At 61.1% G+C, this 16502-nt stretch carries 13 protein-coding genes and 1 pseudogene; 6 read left to right on the top strand and 8 right to left on the bottom strand.

The features are described from left to right. Positions 1-145: 145 nt before the first annotated feature. The 3 genes from MON38_RS11780 to MON38_RS11770 form a co-directional block, all read right to left on the bottom strand. A complete protein-coding gene (locus tag MON38_RS11780) occupies positions 146-1378 on the bottom strand; it encodes an ABC transporter permease (protein WP_241936366.1) in 1233 nt (410 codons plus the stop codon). 220 nt (positions 1379-1598) lie between these two features. Then, the gene (locus MON38_RS11775; RefSeq protein WP_241936365.1) at positions 1599-2408 is read right to left on the bottom strand and encodes a class I SAM-dependent methyltransferase; all 810 of its coding nucleotides are present in this window, start codon (positions 2406-2408) and stop codon (positions 1599-1601) included. A 98-nt stretch (positions 2409-2506) separates the two neighbouring features. Then, positions 2507-2926, bottom strand: coding sequence for a ribosome-binding factor A (locus MON38_RS11770; protein ID WP_241936364.1), 420 nt, complete (start codon positions 2924-2926; stop codon positions 2507-2509). A 184-nt stretch (positions 2927-3110) separates the two neighbouring features. Here MON38_RS11770 and MON38_RS11765 point away from each other — a divergent pair, with 184 nt between their 5' ends. Continuing rightward, complete coding sequence (locus MON38_RS11765; RefSeq protein ID WP_241936363.1) at positions 3111-4520, top strand: hypothetical protein; 1410 nt, start codon at positions 3111-3113, stop codon at positions 4518-4520. Between the two features lie 169 nt (positions 4521-4689). Here the strand turns inward: MON38_RS11765 and MON38_RS11760 are convergent, their stop codons facing one another. The 3 genes from MON38_RS11760 to MON38_RS11750 form a co-directional block, all read right to left on the bottom strand. Continuing rightward, positions 4690-5283 carry a PH domain-containing protein gene (locus tag MON38_RS11760; protein ID WP_241936362.1) on the bottom strand — a complete coding sequence of 198 codons (594 nt, stop codon included), beginning with the start codon at positions 5281-5283 and terminating at the stop codon, positions 4690-4692. 21 nt (positions 5284-5304) lie between these two features. Next, positions 5305-6342, bottom strand: coding sequence for a selenide, water dikinase SelD (gene selD, locus MON38_RS11755; RefSeq protein ID WP_241936361.1), 1038 nt, complete (start codon positions 6340-6342; stop codon positions 5305-5307). A 114-nt stretch (positions 6343-6456) separates the two neighbouring features. Then, a complete protein-coding gene (locus MON38_RS11750; protein ID WP_422388740.1) occupies positions 6457-7011 on the bottom strand; it encodes a DUF2911 domain-containing protein in 555 nt (184 codons plus the stop codon). A 287-nt stretch (positions 7012-7298) separates the two neighbouring features. On the opposite strand from MON38_RS11750, the gene MON38_RS11745 reads away from it, so the two are divergent. From MON38_RS11745 to infB, 3 genes and pseudogenes are all read left to right on the top strand, one after another. Beyond that, positions 7299-7784, top strand: coding sequence for an LSm family protein (locus MON38_RS11745; RefSeq protein ID WP_241936360.1), 486 nt, complete (start codon positions 7299-7301; stop codon positions 7782-7784). A 94-nt stretch (positions 7785-7878) separates the two neighbouring features. Continuing rightward, positions 7879-9111 (top strand): annotated as a pseudogene (gene nusA, locus MON38_RS11740) (transcription termination factor NusA); the annotation flags it as partial. A 346-nt stretch (positions 9112-9457) separates the two neighbouring features. Beyond that, positions 9458-12550: a translation initiation factor IF-2 gene (gene infB / locus MON38_RS11735; RefSeq protein WP_241936359.1), complete on the top strand. Its 3093-nt coding sequence runs from the start codon at positions 9458-9460 to the stop codon at positions 12548-12550. Between the two features lie 199 nt (positions 12551-12749). Here infB and MON38_RS11730 read toward each other — a convergent pair whose 3' ends face one another. Both MON38_RS11730 and mscL read right to left on the bottom strand, forming a co-directional pair. Further along, a complete protein-coding gene (locus tag MON38_RS11730; RefSeq protein ID WP_241936358.1) occupies positions 12750-13199 on the bottom strand; it encodes a hypothetical protein in 450 nt (149 codons plus the stop codon). Between the two features lie 236 nt (positions 13200-13435). Continuing rightward, positions 13436-13819 carry a large conductance mechanosensitive channel protein MscL gene (gene mscL, locus MON38_RS11725; protein ID WP_241936357.1) on the bottom strand — a complete coding sequence of 128 codons (384 nt, stop codon included), beginning with the start codon at positions 13817-13819 and terminating at the stop codon, positions 13436-13438. 239 nt (positions 13820-14058) lie between these two features. On the opposite strand from mscL, the gene MON38_RS11720 reads away from it, so the two are divergent. Beyond that, the gene (locus MON38_RS11720) at positions 14059-14850 is read left to right on the top strand and encodes an enoyl-CoA hydratase/isomerase family protein (RefSeq protein ID WP_241936356.1); all 792 of its coding nucleotides are present in this window, start codon (positions 14059-14061) and stop codon (positions 14848-14850) included. Positions 14851-14947: 97 nt separating this feature from the next. Beyond that, positions 14948-16453, top strand: coding sequence for a lipopolysaccharide biosynthesis protein (locus MON38_RS11715; protein ID WP_241936355.1), 1506 nt, complete (start codon positions 14948-14950; stop codon positions 16451-16453). The last annotated feature ends 49 nt before the right edge of the window (positions 16454-16502 follow it).

Raw genomic sequence — 16502 nt, 5'->3', positions numbered from 1 at the left:
TTACACTGTTAATTTTTTGTGATTTTGGCGTGGGGCCGTAGTTCTAAAACGGGAAAAGCCAGCCCATTTTGGGCCGGCTTTTCAAATGCTGCTGCTTGTTTGCCACATAAACAGTCATTTAAGGCGGTTGGGGCAGGCGTGCAGGCTACAGGTTTTCGCGCAAATCGAGGTTGCCCGCGTTCAACGCCGGCCGAATGCTCACGGCCAGCGTGATAAGCACAATAGACAGGCAGGTGAAGGCAATGTCCGACACCTGCATTTTCACCGGGTACGACTCGACTACGCTCGTGGCCATGCCCATGCTCACCAGCCCGAACCGCTGCTGCAGCCAGCACAGCGTGACGCCCGTAAGCAAACCCACGGCCGCGCCTACCAGGGCCACAATGGCCCCCACATACAGAAAGGTGCGCCGCACGGCCAGCTGGTTGGCCCCCATGGCCAGCAACACGGCAATGTCCTTTTTCTTGTCAATTACCAGCATCGACAAGGAGAAGAAAATATTGAGCGAGGCGATGAGCAGAATCAGCGTGAAGGTGATGAACACAAACAGCTTCTCGACCTTGATGGCTTTGAACAAACTCACGTGCTGCTCGTCCGAATCCTGCACCTTGAAATCGGGGCCCAGCTGCTTGCGGAGCTGGTTTTTCACCTGGTCGATTTCGAAGCTCTGGCCCACTTTCACATACAGCGCGGTGCGGCGGGTGGTGTAGCCCAACAGGCGCTGGGCAAACGAAATGGGCACGAAGATGTAGCTGTCGTCGATGTGCTGCTCGATGAGAAACACGCCGCCGGCAATCAGGCTTTCCTGGTTGAAGGCCTCTTCGGGGTTCATGCTCAGGGTTTTGCGGCCGGCCGTGTTGCGCGGATACAGCAGGCGTAGCGGGGCCAGCCGGTTGTTGAGCGTGATGCTGAGCTCGTGCTGCACGCCGGCGCCCACCAGGGCCACGTCGAGGCTGTCGCGGTGCAGGCGGTGGTCGCCCTCGCGGATGTTGGCATCTATCTGACTCTGGCCGAAGTAGTTGTCGCTCAGGCCGCGCATCTTCACCACCATCTGGCGGTCGTGGTACTGCAGCAGGGCGTTGTCCTCAATCACCTGGGTGAGCAGGGCCACGCCGGGCGTGTTTTCCAGCTTCATCAAAAAGGTGCGGTCCACGTCGAAGGCCTTGCCCTTGGTAGCCGAAATGACGAGGTTGGGGTCGGACTTGCCGTAGAGCGTGCGCACCAAGTCTTCAAGCCCGTTGAACACCGACAGCACAATGATGAGCGCAGCCGTGCCCACCGCCACCCCAATCATCGAAATGTTGGAGATGATGGTGATGATGTTGCGCTTGTTCTTGGAACGGAAATAGCGCCGGGCAATGAGGAAGGGTACGTTCATAAATCACGGATTCGTCGGATTTCGCGCCGATTAGGCTGATTTCGTGAACGACTCCTCAGGTGCTAGTAGAGTGGCGGCGCAGCGATTGCGCCCGGAAAGCTACGCTAACGAAGACGTAAAAGGAAAGTTAACGCAGGAAGGCCGGGTATTAACAACTACAAAATCCGACGAATTCAACTGAAATCCGACGAAACGAAGTTCGGCGTAGCCGGTGCGTGAGTTACTTCCACGCCTTTACAATGAGGCCGGTGCCCGAATCGTGGGTGGTGCGGGCATCAAACCAGTTCAGCAGCAGGCAGAAAGGGAAAACGATGGCGTAGTAGAAGGGCAGCAGAATGAAAAATGTGCGCGACTTGCCCAGCATCAGAATGGGGTATTTCATGCTCAGGCGCCACGAAATCTGGCCGGGCTCGCCGTAGCTGTAGCGGGCCTCGATGCGCTCGAAGCCGGCGGTGCTCAGCTTCTGCTGAATCTCGCGGATGTTGTAGCCGTCGCGCACGTGCTCCTCGATGAAGCTGGTTTCGCCGTCGTCGTGCACGTCGGAGCCGCCCTGGTCGCTGGGGGTCGAAATCAGCAGCATGCCGCCGTCCTTCAGCGAGGCGTGGATGTTGCGGAACACCTCCACGTCTTCCAGAATGTGCTCCATCACGTCGACCGACAGAGCCAGGTCGAAGGTGTTGGGCTCCTGGTACAGCACGAGGTCCTGCACGGCAAACTGCACGTTCTTGCGGCCAATCTGCCGGAAGAACGCATTCGAGTCGGCCACCTGGTCGTCCTTCACATCCACAGCCAGAATGTTCCATTTCGAGCTCAGGCCACTCAGCCAGTAGGTGTACTGGCCGTAGCCCGAGCCCGCGTCGAGGATGTTCAGCGGCTCCTGGGTGCGGCCTTTGGCCCAGCGGCGCAGCTCGCGGTGCACGTGCCAGGTGCGCAGCAGCAGCAGGTCGAGCAGGTGATAAAACAGCCGGCGCAGCCACGGCGTGCGGTTGAATACCTGGCCGAGCGTCTTCTTAATCGGGTCGTAGTACAAGTCGGTAAGTGAGTAATTGAGTAAATGAGTAAATGAGTGAGAAGGCGCATCACACGATAATGTCCGTGCCCTTACTCAGTTACTCATTTGCTCATTTGCTAATTAAAAAGGCGCGGGCGGGCGGGTTTGTCGTCGTCGTCGTCCGATGCGTCGTCCTTGGGCGCGGGCGGGATGACGAGCGTGCCCAGGATGCCGTCCATGTGAGCGGCGTAGGCGGCGCTGTCGTCGTGGAAGAAGATGAGCTCGGGCACCACGCGGGCCGTTTGGCGGATGCGCTTGGCCAGCGCGTGGCGGATTTCCTTGCCGTTGTCGCGAATGGTCGCGAGGCGTTCCTCCGCGTCGCCGCCCAGCAGCAGGCTCAGGTACACGCGGGCCTGGCCCAGGTCGGGCGTCACCTTCACGGTGCTGATGCCCGGAGCCATGCCGCCCCCGAACAGGTGCGGCAAATCGCGCTGAAGCACGGACGCCAGCTCCTGTTGCAGCAGGCTGGCCATTTTCTGTTGTCGTTTGCTTTCCATAATGACCGGCAAAGGTACGAGGGGTTTTTAGGGTATGCAGGTAGGAGGGTGGGAGGGCAGGAGTTTTAAGTTTCAGCAAGGAACGGGCAGAAAGAGTAGGGCCACGCCTTGAGCCAACGCAATACCTTTGCCCCGGTCCAACAACTCCTGCCCCCTTACCCACCTACCCTCATACCCCAACGCTTTGCTACGCTTTTTCAAAAGCTCTTTGCCGGCCCAATTGGCGGCGCTGCTGCTGCTGGTGCTGGCCCTGCGCCTGCCGCTGCTGTGGCTGGGCCTGCCCCTCACGGCCGAAGAGCTCCGGGCGCTGCTGGTGGGCGAGCGGCTGCACGGCGGGGCCATTCCGTACCGCGACCTGTACGACGGCACCGCGCCGCTGGCCGCCGCCTTTTTTGCCGGCCTCGATGCCGTGCTGGCCCGGCCCGTGTGGCTGTACCGGGTGGTGGCGCTGGCGTTGCTGCTCATCCAGGCGCTGCGCCTGAACCTGGTGTTTGCCCGCTACGACGTGCACCCCGACCGCGGCTACGTCACGGCGCTCACGTACTTGCTGGTGGGCAGCATCAGTACCGATTTGGATGCGCTGTCGCCGCTGCTGCTCGGCCACACCTTCATCGTGTTTGCCCTGAGCGCGCTGCTGCCCACCTCGCGCGAGGGCTACGACAACCGCCGCCTGTTTCGGGCCGGGTTTCTGATTGGGCTCGGGACGCTGTGCTACCTGCCGCTGGGCCTGTTTGTACTGGTGGGCCTGTTTGCGGTGGTGATTTTCGCGGCCAGCTCCTTTCGCAGCTCGCTGCTGCTGCTGTGCGGGTTTCTGTTTCCGTATGCGCTGGTGGCCACCTTTCTGTTTTATAAAGAAGCCCTGCCGGATTTCTGGAGCCTGCACCTGAAAGCCGGCCTGAACGACTTGATTTCGAGCGGCCTACCGGCGGGCCTGCAGCTCCGGTTGCTGGTGGTGCCGATGCTGGTCCTGGCCGCCGGGCTGCTCCGGGCCCTGGGCACCTCGCTGGGCCTGGTGTTCCAGGTAAAGTTCCGGCAGCTGATGCTGGTGTGGCTGGCCGTAGCGGCCGCCGCGGCCGCCGTAGAGCACGGCGCGGCCCCGGGCGTGCTGGTGCTGCTGCTGGCCCCGATGGCCTACTTCAGCCTGTTTCTGTGGCAGCACGACCGGAAGCACTGGTGGCTGGAGCTGGTGCTGCTGCTGCTGCTAAACGCCGCCGCTGTGCTGCGCTACCGTGCCTACGTGCCCCGGCTCGAAGCGCTGCTGCACATGCCCGCCGAAAGCCGCTTCGGCCTCGCTCCCGACCCGCGCTATGCGGCCCTGCGCAACCAAACCCTGCTGGTGCTCGGTCCCGACGACCGGCCCTATTTCTATAATCATCCTGCCACGCCCTACCTCGACTGGACCCTCTCGCAGGCCGATTTTGGCCACCTCAACGAATACGCCGCCGTGGTGCGCGTAGCCCAGAAAATAGGCCCTGCTCCGCCAGCCTATCTGCTCGATGAAGCCCGCCTCGTGCCACGCCTCAAGCAGCTGCTGCCGGGTATTTTCGGCGTGTATGAGCCAACGGAAACGCCGGGGCTGTATCGGCGGAAGTAGGGGCAGGAAGCGACGAAATTCGTCTGTCATCCTGAGCGCAGCGAAGGAGCTTATCACTGCTGAACAGTTGGTAGTAAATTCAAACAGCGCCAGCGTGATAAGCTTCTTCGCTGCGCTCAGGCTGATAGCACCACCCCATTCCTGCGCTACTGAATTTTGCTGCTTCGCCTCACACCCAGCACCAGTACCGCCCTTTGCGCTCCGTGGGCACGCTGCGCAGAAAAACCGCCAATGGCTCCAGCTCCGTCAGCAGCGAGGTGAGGGTGATGATGCGGCCGTCGTGCAAATGCAGGCGCAGGTAATCGTATTTGGCCCAGAAGCTGTGGCGGGCGCGGCAGGTCACGCGCTCCACCCGGGCCAGGTCGCGCCGCTCGAAGGGCAGCCGCTGGCCGGCCTCGTATACTTCGAAGCGGTTGTCGGTGGGCTGAAATGCCAGCGTGGTGTCGTGGTTCAGCATCCAGTAGCGCAGGTGCAGCAGCAGGGCCGGTCCGCTCAATACCAATGTGAAGGCCATGAACCCCAGTGTCAGCGTCCATTCGAAGCCACTGACGGGACCCTCGCCCATAGCCACGGCGGGCAGCACGCTCAGCCCCGCACCCAGCGCCAGCAGCGGCCAGAACAGCAGCCGCATTTGCCGCGCCGCTGTGGCCTGGTACACGTGGGTGCGTTTCGAAAACAGCCCCGTAACCCAGCGCGCCGCGCCCAGCACCAGAAAAATGGCTACGGCTGCTTCCAGCAGCGGGCGGAAAAACGTCGATTTCATGCCTGCGAATCCGGCCTCAAGCTATGCCTGCACCTGCACCCAGGCTTCGCCATCGGCGTGCTCGCGCAGGTGGCCGAAGCTCTCCAGCGCTAGTCCGTGCTTCGCAAAAACAGCTTCCACGGCCGCCCGCCCGGCCGGCTCCACGCACACCAGCAGGCCGCCCGAAGTCTGCGGGTCGCAGAGCCAGGCGCGCTGCTCGTCCGTCACCGGGCCAATTTTGTGGCCGTAGCTGGCCCAGTTGCGGCCGGTGCCGCCAGGCACGCTGCCCTGCTTCAGGTAGCTTTCGGCTGCCGTCAGGCGCGGCACTTTGCTGAAGTCAATTTCCGCCGTCAGGTGGCTGCCTTCGCACACTTCGGCCAGGTGACCGAGCAGGCCGAAGCCGGTTACGTCCGTCAGCGCCGTCACGGCTTTCAGCGGGCTCAGCTCCGCGCCAATTTTGTTCAGCTGCATCATCTGGGCCGGGGCCAGCGCCGCGTCTTCGTCGCGCAGAATGCCCTTCTTCTGGGCCGTCGTCATAATGCCTACGCCCAGCGGCTTGGTCAGGAATAATTCCGAACCTGCCGTAGCCGTGTCGTTCTGCTTCAGGTCTTTGATATCGACCATGCCCGTCACCGCCAAGCCGAAAATGGGCTCCGGCGAGTCGATGCTGTGCCCACCCGCCAGCGGAATCCCCGCCTCGGCACAAATGCTGCGGGCTCCTTCCAGCACGCGGCGCGCCACCTCGGGCGGCAGCTTATCCACGGGCCAGCCCAGCACGGCAATGGCCAGCAGCGGCCGTCCGCCCATAGCGTACACGTCCGAAATGGCGTTGGCCGAGGCGATGCGCCCGAAATCATATGCGTCATCCACGATGGGCATAAAGAAGTCCGTTGTCGAAATCACCGCCTGGCCCCCGCCGATGTCGTACACCGCCGCGTCGTCGCGGCTGGCGTTGCCCACCAGCAGGTTGGGGTGCTGGGGCTGGGCAATGCTGGTGTGCAGCATCTGGTCGAGTACGGCCGGCGCGATTTTGCAGCCGCAGCCCGCGCCGTGGCTGTATTGAGTGAGCTTATATTCCATGGGATGTCAGGTTGAGATGGGTACAAAAGTATGTAGCGTGGACGCTGCGAGCCCGCGTGTGAAATGCCTCCACACACGGGCCTGCAGCGTCCACGCTACAATTACTTAGATGCTTTATTTAATGGCCACCGGCAATTCCACGTTCTCCCAGCGCAGCACCAGGCCCGTGGGCGTCACCTCATAAGCCAGCCGCTCGGTGAGGGCCGCGGTTTTGCGGGGCGTCACCATCACGCGCAGCGCGTCCTGCTTCTCGTCGTACTTGAACGCGCCCCACTGGTTGGGCTGCTTATTGAATATGGCCGTCCACTGACCGCTCTCGGCCGGAATCACGAAGAAGCCGTACTTGCCGGCCGGCAATGACTTGCCCTCCACCGTCACCGCCTTGCTGAACTCTACGGTGGTGGCTTCGTTGGCTCCGGCGCGCCACACCTTGCCATACTGCTCCAGGCCGCCGAAAATCTTGCGCCCTTTCACGCCCGGGCTGCTGTAGTTCACCGTTACTTCGGCCGCGCCAATTTTGCCGGTAGCAGTAGCAGCCGGGCTGGGTTTGGCCGCGCCCTGGGCTGGAGCGGGCATTGTGGCGGGCGCCGTTTGAGCTTGGGCGGCGGCACCGGCCAAAGTCAGCGTTAAGGCACATGCGGCCGTGCGAAGAATGATGTGAGCTTTCATGGGAATTAGTGTTGAAAATGAGGGTGAATGAGGCGGCGAAGTTCGGTTGCCGACTCGCAAACTACCCACCATCCGCCGAGGTTTACCAAAGACACTTATTGCCGCCGCCGTTGCAGCAGCAGTAGGCGCAACTGGCAAAGCTGAGCAGCTCCTTGCTGTCTAAGGAAAGGGAAAGGCCTCGCGGTCGCCCCATCTTGCATTCCGCCCCGTATTGTCGTACCTTTGCCCCGAAGTTGGTATTCAATCTGATAAAGAGGGGACGCGCAGTCCCCTCTTTTTTTGCCCGCTTGTTTCAAATCCCTATGCACTTCGACCGCAACCTGCTGCTGGAAATGCTCCACGACGCCATCGGCGACGAGGAGCTGTTCATCGTGAGCCTCACCGTCTCCGATTCGGTGCTGCCCAAGGTCACCGTCACCCTCGACGGCCCCAACGGCCTCGCCATCCAGTCCTGCGCCACCATCAGCCGCCGCCTGGGCCGCCGCATCGACGAGCACTACGGCGAAGAATCTGCGTATTCCCTGGAGGTCACCAGCCCCGGTGCCGACCAGCCCCTCACCGACCCGCGCCAGTACCCGCGCCACATCGGTCGCTCGCTGACCATGAAACTGGCCGACGGCACCGAGAAAACCGGCACCCTCACCGCCGCCACCGCCGAAGGCGTAGAAATCGAGGAAGTCATCAAACAAAAAACCAAGAAAACCACCCTGCCCGCCGCTTTCTATTCCTTCGGGGACATTAAAGAGGCCAAGGTTGTTATCTCTTTCAAGTAAGCTGTTAGCTGACAGCCATTAGCTGTTAGCTAACGTTCATTCTGTTTATTCAAAAAAGCTAAAAGCCATCAGCTAATAGCTAACAGCTAAAACAATGAATAGCCACGAACTAATCGAATCCTTCGGCGAATTTGCCCGGAGCAAGAACATCGACCGGCCCACGATGATGAGCATCCTGGACGACGTGTTTCGCACCATGATTCGGAAGAAGTACGACCAGGACGAAAACTTCGACGTCATCATTAACCCCGATAACGGCGACTTGGAGATTTGGCGCAACCGCGAAATCGTGGACGATAACTCGGAGGACATCTGGGACCACGACAAAATTCCGCTGGCCGAAGCTCAGAAAATCGAGCCCGACTTCGAAGTAGGCGAGTCCGTAGCCGAAGGCGTGAAGCTGGAGGATTTCGGCCGCCGTGCCGTGCTCATGGCCCGCCAGACGCTGATTCAGCGCGTGAAGGACCTCGAGCGCGACAACCTGTACCAGAAGTACAAGGACCAGGTAGGTGAAATCGTGACTGGCGAAGTCTACCAGGTGTGGAGCCGCGAGGCCCTCATCATGGACAAGGACGACAACGAGCTGGTGATGCCCAAGGGCGAGCAAATCCCAAAGGACCGTTTCCGTAAGGGCGACACCGTGCGCGCCGTGGTACACCGCGTGGAAGTGATTAACGGCACGCCGAAAATTATTCTTTCCCGCGCCGCCCCGGCCTTTCTCGAGCGTTTGTTCGAGCTGGAAGTGCCCGAGATTTACGATGGCCTCATCGTGATTAAGAACGTGGTGCGCGAGCCCGGCGAGCGCGCCAAAGTAGCCGTAGAGAGCTACGACGAGCGCATCGACCCCGTGGGTGCCTGCGTGGGCATGAAGGGCAGCCGCATCCATCCGGTGGTGCGCGAGCTCGAAAACGAGAACATCGACATCATCAACTACACCGATAACCTCGAACTCTATATTGCGCGGGCACTATCGCCGGCCAAGGTGGGTTCTATGAAGATAAACCAGGAGAACGGCCGGGTTTCCGTGTTCATGAAGCCTGACCAGGTGAGCCTGGCCATCGGCCGCGGCGGTGCCAACATCAAGCTGGCCAGCCGCCTCGTCGGCATGGAAATCGACGTATTCCGCGAAGCCATCGACTACGAGGAAGACATTTCGCTGGACGAGTTCCAGGACGAAATCGAGCCCTGGGTACTGGCCGAATTGAAAAAAATCGGTCTGGACACCGGCCGCGCCGTATTGGCAGTGAAGAAAGACGACATCGTGCGCCGCACGGAGTTGGAGGAAGAAATGGTGGACGATGTGTACCGCATTATCCGTCAGGAATTTGCCGACGACGAAGACCTCGACGACAACTCGCTCGAAACCGCTAAAAACAGCGCTGCCGCCAGCAAAAACGCCGGTGCCGCCGACGAAGAAGCAGCCGTAACGCACGCCTCGGCCACCGAAACGGCCGCTGAACACACGCCTCTGGCCGATGCCGCCGAGGGTACCACCGATACCACGACTGAGGAAGCGGGCGCCAGCTCTCCCGCGGAGCCAGCCCAATGACGGCCGCGCGGCCGGTACGGCAAGGGTAACAAATCGAGCCAGCAGGCGCGGTTTGTGCCCTGCTGGCAAGATTTAATGTAATACCTTTGCAATTAGAAGCGTATCGTACGCGAGAAAAGATAGAATGGCGGAAGCAACCCCGAAACGGCTACAACAGGCGGCCAAAGACCTGAATATTGGAATGGACAGGGTGGTAGAAGCCCTGGCCAAAAAAGGTATACAAGTAGAGAACAAGCCGACCACGAAGCTCACCGGTGAGCAAGTGGCCTCGCTGGAGAAGGAATTCGCCGCCTCTGCCCACGACCGTCAAGAAGCCCAGAAAGTCATTCAGGCCAAGCGCCAGAGCGACCTCGACGCGGCTCCGAAACCCGCTGCCCCAGCCCCGCGCCCCGCGCCGGTGGCAACGCCTGCCCCGGCTCCCAAGCCGGCCGCGCCAGTTGCGCCCGTCGCTGCTGCCCCCGTAGCGGCTGCGCCGGCCCCGGCTGCTCCCGCAGCGCCAGCAGCCCCCGTTGCCGCTACCCCGGCTCCCACGCCCGCACCCGAAGCACCCAGCGTGCCTGGCCTGAAAGTGTTGGGTAAAATCGAGCTGGATAGCAAAGGCCGCGTGGTTCCGCCCCGTCCGGCTACTCCGGCTCCTGCCCCGGTAGCTGCCGCGCCGGCTCCCACGCCCGCCCCGGCTCCGGCCGCGCCCAAAGTGGAAGCTCCGGCCGCTCCTGCTCCTAAAGTAGAAGCGCCCGCTGCTCCGGCCCCGGTTGCTGCTCCGGCTCCCGTGGCCCAGCCCGTGGCAAAAGCGGAAACGGCCGCTCCGGCTCCCGTGGCGGCTGCTCCGGCCGCGCCTGCTGCGCCAGCAACTCCTGCGGCGGCTTCGGCTCCGGCCGCTGCTGCGCCGGCCGCCCCGGCTGAGCCTGCTGCTCCCGCCGAAGATACCAGCACAATTGTTGCCAAATCGGACACGCTGAAAGGTCTGACCGTGCTCGGCAAAATTGATTTGTCGTCCATCAACAACGACCGGCGTGGTCCGGGTGGCCGTGGCCCCCGCCCCATTGCGTCGTCGGATGTGAGCAAGCGCGGCCTGCCCGCTGGCCCCGGCCAGAAGAAGCGCGCCCGCCTGCCCGGCCCGGCCGGCAGCACTACTTCGCCCCCCAGCCCCGGCTACCAGGGCAACCGCCCCGCGGGCGGCCAGGGTGGCGGTTACCAGGGCAACCGTCCCGGCGGTCCCGGCCAGGGTGGCAATCGCCCCGGTGGTCCCGGCCAGCGCACCGGCCAGCCCGGTCCGAAACCGAATGCACCTGCCCTCACGCCCGAACAGGCTGAGAAGCAGATTCAGGAGCAGATTAAGGCTACGCTCGCCAAACTTGGCGGCAACAAGGGCGGCAACAATCAGAACCGCGCCAAGTATCGCCGCGACAAGCGCAGCATGCTGGCGGAGGACCGCGAGGCCCTGCGCGCGCAGAACGAGCTCGACGCCAAGACCCTCAAGCTCACCGAATTCATCTCGGCCAATGACCTGGCCTCGCTGATGGACGTGAACGTGAACGAGGTTATCAAGGTGTGCTTGGGCATGGGCATGTTCGTGTCCATCAACCAGCGCCTCGATGCCGAAGCCATTACCGTGATTGCCGACGAATTCGGCTTTGACGTGGAATTCCTGTCGGCTGAAGAGGAAGAAATTGATGTGGATGCTGGCGATGCTGAAGAGGATTTGAAGCCTCGCGCCCCCATCGTTACCATCATGGGCCACGTCGACCACGGCAAAACCTCGCTGCTTGACTACATCCGCGATGCTAGTGTGGCCAAAGGCGAAGCCGGCGGTATCACGCAGCACATTGGTGCCTACGAGGTGCGCACGAAGTCGGGCCAGCCCATCACCTTCCTTGATACGCCAGGTCACGAAGCGTTTACTGCTATGCGTGCCCGTGGTGCCAAGGTGACGGACATTGCCATCATCGTGGTAGCTGCCGACGACTCGGTAATGCCGCAGACGAAAGAAGCCATCAACCACGCGCAAGCGGCCGGGGTACCGATTATCATCGCCCTCAACAAGATTGACAAGCCGGCCGCCAACCCCGAGAAAATCCGCGAGGAACTTTCCCAGATTAACATTCTGGTGGAAGAATGGGGTGGCAAATACCAGAGCCAGGAGGTTTCGGCCAAATCGGGCATTGGTATTGAGGACCTGCTGGAAAAGGTGCTGCTGGAGGCCGAACTGCTCGACCTGAAAGCCAACCCCGACCGCAACGCCATCGGCACCGTTATCGAAGCTTCGCTGGACAAAGGCCGCGGCTACGTAACCACCGTGCTGGTGCAAACCGGCACCCTGAACGTGGGCGACGTAATCCTAGCCGGCCCTCACTTCGGCCGCGTGAAGGCCATGACGGACCACCGCGGTAAGAAAATGAAGACCGCGCCGCCCGCAACGCCGGTGCAGGTGCTCGGCCTCACCGGTGCTCCGCAGGCCGGCGACCGCCTCCAGGTAATGGAGACGGAGCGCGAAGCCCGCGAAATCGCTACCCAGCGTTTGCAGTTGGCCCGCGAGCAAACCATCCGGACCAAGAAGCACATCACGCTGGACGAAATTGGTCGCCGCCTGGCTATCGGTTCGTTCAAGGAGCTCAACATTCTGGTGAAAGGTGACGTGGACGGTTCGGTGGAAGCACTTTCCGACTCGCTGCTCAAGCTGAGTACGCCGGAAGTGAAGGTGAACATCCTCTCGAAAGGGGTGGGTGCCATCTCGGAAAGCGACGTGCTGCTGGCTTCGGCTTCCGACGCCATCATCATTGGCTTCCAGGTGCGGCCCTCGCAGAGTGCCCGCAAACTGGCCGAGAACGAACAGATTGACATCCGCCTGTACTCCATCATTTACAACGCCATCAACGAGGTGAAGGATGCCATGGAAGGCATGCTGGCCCCGACGGTGCAGGAAGTGGTGGTGGCCAACGCCGAGGTTCGCCAAGTGTTCAACATCACCAAAGTGGGCACCATCGCCGGCTGTATGATGACGGAGGGCACGATGACCCGCAAAACCAAGGTGCGCGTGGTGCGCGACGGCATCGTGATGTACACCGGCGACATTCAGGACCTCAAGCGTTTCAAAGACGATGTGAGCGAGGTGCGCCAGGGCTACGAGTGTGGTATCTCCATCAAAGGCTTCAACGAGTTGATTGAAGGCGACAACATCGAAGGCTTCGAAGAAAAGGAAATCAAGCGCACGCTGTAAGACAAGCGCAACCTGCCAAGGTGAAAAAGCCCCGGCTGCATTGTGCAGTTGGGGCTTTGTTTTTGCGTTGGGTTTCAGGCTGACTCCAGCTATTGAGCGTGGCACTGCAGCTGATACTACCGCATCGACTAGCAGCTTATAGACACAAAAAAGCCCCAACTGCAGCTGCAGCCGGGGCTTTTATTTATGATTTTGACTCCTAGAAAAACAGGAATTTATGCTTGCTTTTGTGCTTGTGCACCAAAGGTTTGCCGGCCGGGTCGGAGCCGCCGACGAAGTGGCTCTGGCCGCGCTTGTTTTCGGCGTAGCCGGGCTTGCCGGCCTGGGCCTTGAATTTGCGCACCATAAAGCCGCCGCCCGAACGGTTGGAATCGAACTGGCGGTCGGGGCCTTTGGTGCCGAAGCTGGTGTTGCCGGTGCGGGCTTCGAGCAGGGCCAGCTGCTGGTCCTTCTTGATTTCGTCGGGCGTCATGGCCGCGCGGCGCTGGTTGCGGGCCAACTCCTGCGCGTTGGTGGCGTTGGTACGGGCAGCTTCGGGGTTTTTATTGCGGCCGGGCTCGGGGAAGGCGGGGCCGGTTTGGGCCTGCGCCACGGCGGCGGTACCAAGACTCAGAACGCCCAGCAGGGCAACGGCAAACAGCTTGTTCATGCGCGAGAGGTGGTGATAAAAGAGGTGGCGTTGGCGGCCTAACGATTGAAGCGGGGGAGGGGTTCCATTCGCAAAGTGAAAGATATTCACTCGAACGGAGGCAAGGCGAAGTTCGTAACTTATTTTGATTCGGCCGCTTGCCTACTGCAAATAAAACGAAAACTTTAACTCCAAATGCAAAACCGCCGCCCGCCATTCGGCAGACGACGGTTTTTTCTCGGTGGATGCGGGTTCGCTTACAGGCGGCCGCTGCGCAGGGCATCGCGGATTTCCATGAGCAACTGCTGGTCGGTGGTGGGCGGCGGAGGCGTGGCAGGCGCCGCAACTACTTCCACCGGTTTTTTCTTGATGCTGTTGGCACCCTTCACAATGAAGAAAATGATGAGTGCCAGAATGAGGAAGCCCACCACGGCATTCAGGAATAAGCCGATTTTCACTGGTCCAACGTGAATGGCCGAAAAATCGGGCTGACCACCAATCAACCCGACAATAGGCATAATGACATCATCGGTGAGCGACGTCACGATTTTGCCAAAGGCTCCGCCGATGATGACGCCGACGGCCAAGTCGAGCACGTTGCCTTTCGAGATGAACTCTTTGAATTCGGAAACAAATCCCATTGCAGTAAGGGGTTAGGTGAGAAGAAGAAATGCAGGCTTGGCGCTAAAGCTAAGTATATAAATTAAAATACCTTGCGGTATTGTCGCTGCAAAGGTGGTGGAGAGGAAATAGGAAGCAGGCTGGGTTTCGTTGGGCGGGTGGCGGGCCGCGTTTAACTGGGGTGCTGGCGCGTTCAGTGCCCGGCGGGCGCGGGCCGTATCTTTGGCGGCACCAACCGTAACCCCGGCTCTTCGCGCTTATGTCCACCACCTTCGAAAACCTGCTCTACGACCTCGATACCGCCAGCGGCATCCTCACCATCACCCTCAACCGCCCCACCAAGCTGAACGCGCTGAACGCGGCCACCATTGCCGAAATCGACGTGGCGGTGGAGCAGGCGCTCGACGATGCGCAGGTGCGCGGCATTATCCTCACGGGCAGTGGCGAGAAGGCTTTCGTGGCCGGCGCTGATATTGCCGAGCTGGCGGCCCTTACGCCCGCGCAGGCCGCCCGCGCCGCCGAGCGTGGCCAGGAAGCCTTCGCCCGCATCGAGGAAAGCACCAAGCCCGTGATTGCGGCCGTGAACGGCTTCGCGCTGGGTGGCGGCTGCGAACTGGCCATGGCCTGCCACATGCGCGTGGCCTCAGAAAATGCCCGCTTCGGCCAGCCCGAGGTAAACCTGGGCCTGCTGCCCGGCTACGGCGGCACGCAGCGCTTGCCGCAGCTGATTGGCAAGGGCAAGGCCATCGAGCTACTGCTCACGGCCGACCAGGTGAAGGCCGACGAGGCCCTGCGCCTGGGCCTGGTGAACCACGTGGTGCCGCAGGCCGAGTTGCTGGGTTTCTGCCGTCAGCTGCTGAGTAAGATTCTGGGCAAAGCGCCCGTGGCCGTGGGCCTGGTGCTGGAGTGCGTGAACGCGCATTACGACAAGGAAACCGACGGCTACGCAGCCGAAGCGCACGCTTTCGGGCAGGCGTTTGAAACGGACGATTTCAAGGAAGGCACGACGGCTTTTGTGGAGAAACGCGCGGCAGTATTCATTGGTAAATAGGGTTGAGAGTTGAGTTTTGAATGTTGAGTTACTCGAAAGGCAGCGCCAGTTTGATTACTCATTCAACCCTCAACATTCAAAACCTAACATTCCCTAAATGAGTGTAGCCAAAAAATTAGCCTCGCAAACGGCCGTGTATGGCGTGAGCAGCATTGTGGGCCGGGTGCTCACGTATTTGCTGGTGCCCATATACACGGCGGCGTTTTCGGCGGCGGAGTACGGAGTGGTGACGGGGCTGTACGCCTACGTGTCGTTTCTGAACGTAGTGTTCACCTACGGCATGGAAACCACGTTTTTCCGCTTTGCCAACCGGCCGGGCACCGACCGCAAAGAGCTGTACGACCGGGTGCTGAGCCTGCTGCTCATCAGCACGGCCCTGCTGACGGTGCTGCTGATGCTGCTGGCGCGCCCGCTGCTGGGGCTGCTGGAGATTCCGCCCGGGCACGAGCGGTACGCCGTGTGGGTAGCGCTGATTCTGGGGCTGGATGCGCTGACGGCCATTCCGTTTGCCCGATTGCGGCTGGAAAATAAGGCGCGCAAGTTTGCCGGCATCAAGCTGGCCGGCATCGTGGCCAACGTGGTGCTGAACCTGTTTTTTATCGTGTTCTGCCCCGCCGTGATGAGCGGCAAGTGGCTGCCAAGTCTGCAGCCGCTGGTAACGCATTTGTACGACCCCAGCGTGGGCGTGGGCTACGTGTTCCTGAGCAACCTCTTTGCCAGCGGCCTCACGCTGCTGCTGCTGGGCCGCGAGCTGCTGGATTTCCGCTTCCGGCTGAATCTGTCGTTTCTCAAGCCGCTGCTGGCCTACGCCTACCCGCTGATGCTGATGGGCCTGGCCGGTATGGTGAACGAGACGCTGGACCGCATCCTGCTGCCCAAGTGGCTGCCCGATAATTTCTACCCCGGCCAGAGCAGCCTCACGGCGGTGGGCATCTACGGCGCGTGCTACAAGCTGAGCATCTTCATGTCGCTGGTCATTCAGGCCTTCCGCTACGCGGCCGAGCCGTTCTTCTTTGCCCAGAGCACGGAGAAGAACTCGCCGGCCACGTTTGCCATGATACTGAAGTGGTTTACGCTGTGCTGCGCGGTCATTTTCGTGGGTATCAGCCTAAATGTGGAAGACTTCGGACGGCTGTTTCTGCGGCGGCCGGAGTATCTGCAGGGCCTAGTCGTAGTGCCCATTCTGCTGCTGGCTAATCTGTTTCTGGGCGTGTACTACAACCTGTCGGTGTGGTTCAAGCTCACGGATAAGACGTATTACGGCACCTATATCGGCGCAGGCGGCGCAGTCCTCACCATCGCGCTCAACTTCGTGCTGATTCCGCTGCTGGGCTATCTGGGCTCAGCCATTGCTACACTGGCCTGCTATTTTATGATGGCAATTTTGTGCTGGCGACTGGGCGAGCGGCATTTCCCGGTGCCGTATCCGGCGCTGCGGCTGGGGCTGTGGCTGCTGTTTGCGTCGGGACTGGTGGCGCTGGGCTGGTGGCTGCAACCCCAAAACTGGTGGGTGCGCCACGCCTGGCACGCGGGCCTGACGCTGCTGTTTCTGGCGGCGCTGTGGCTGGTAGAGCAGCCGCGCCGGGCGATGGCTGGGAAGTAAGAAACACTTTCCGTATAAGCCTTATAAAACGAAAAACGCCCGGCCATTA

This window comes from Hymenobacter cyanobacteriorum, assembly GCF_022631375.1.
GTDB lineage: Bacteria > Bacteroidota > Bacteroidia > Cytophagales > Hymenobacteraceae > Hymenobacter > Hymenobacter cyanobacteriorum.
The sequence above is the reverse complement of the archived record's forward strand: the minus strand, read 5'-3'. Positions and strand labels throughout refer to the sequence as shown.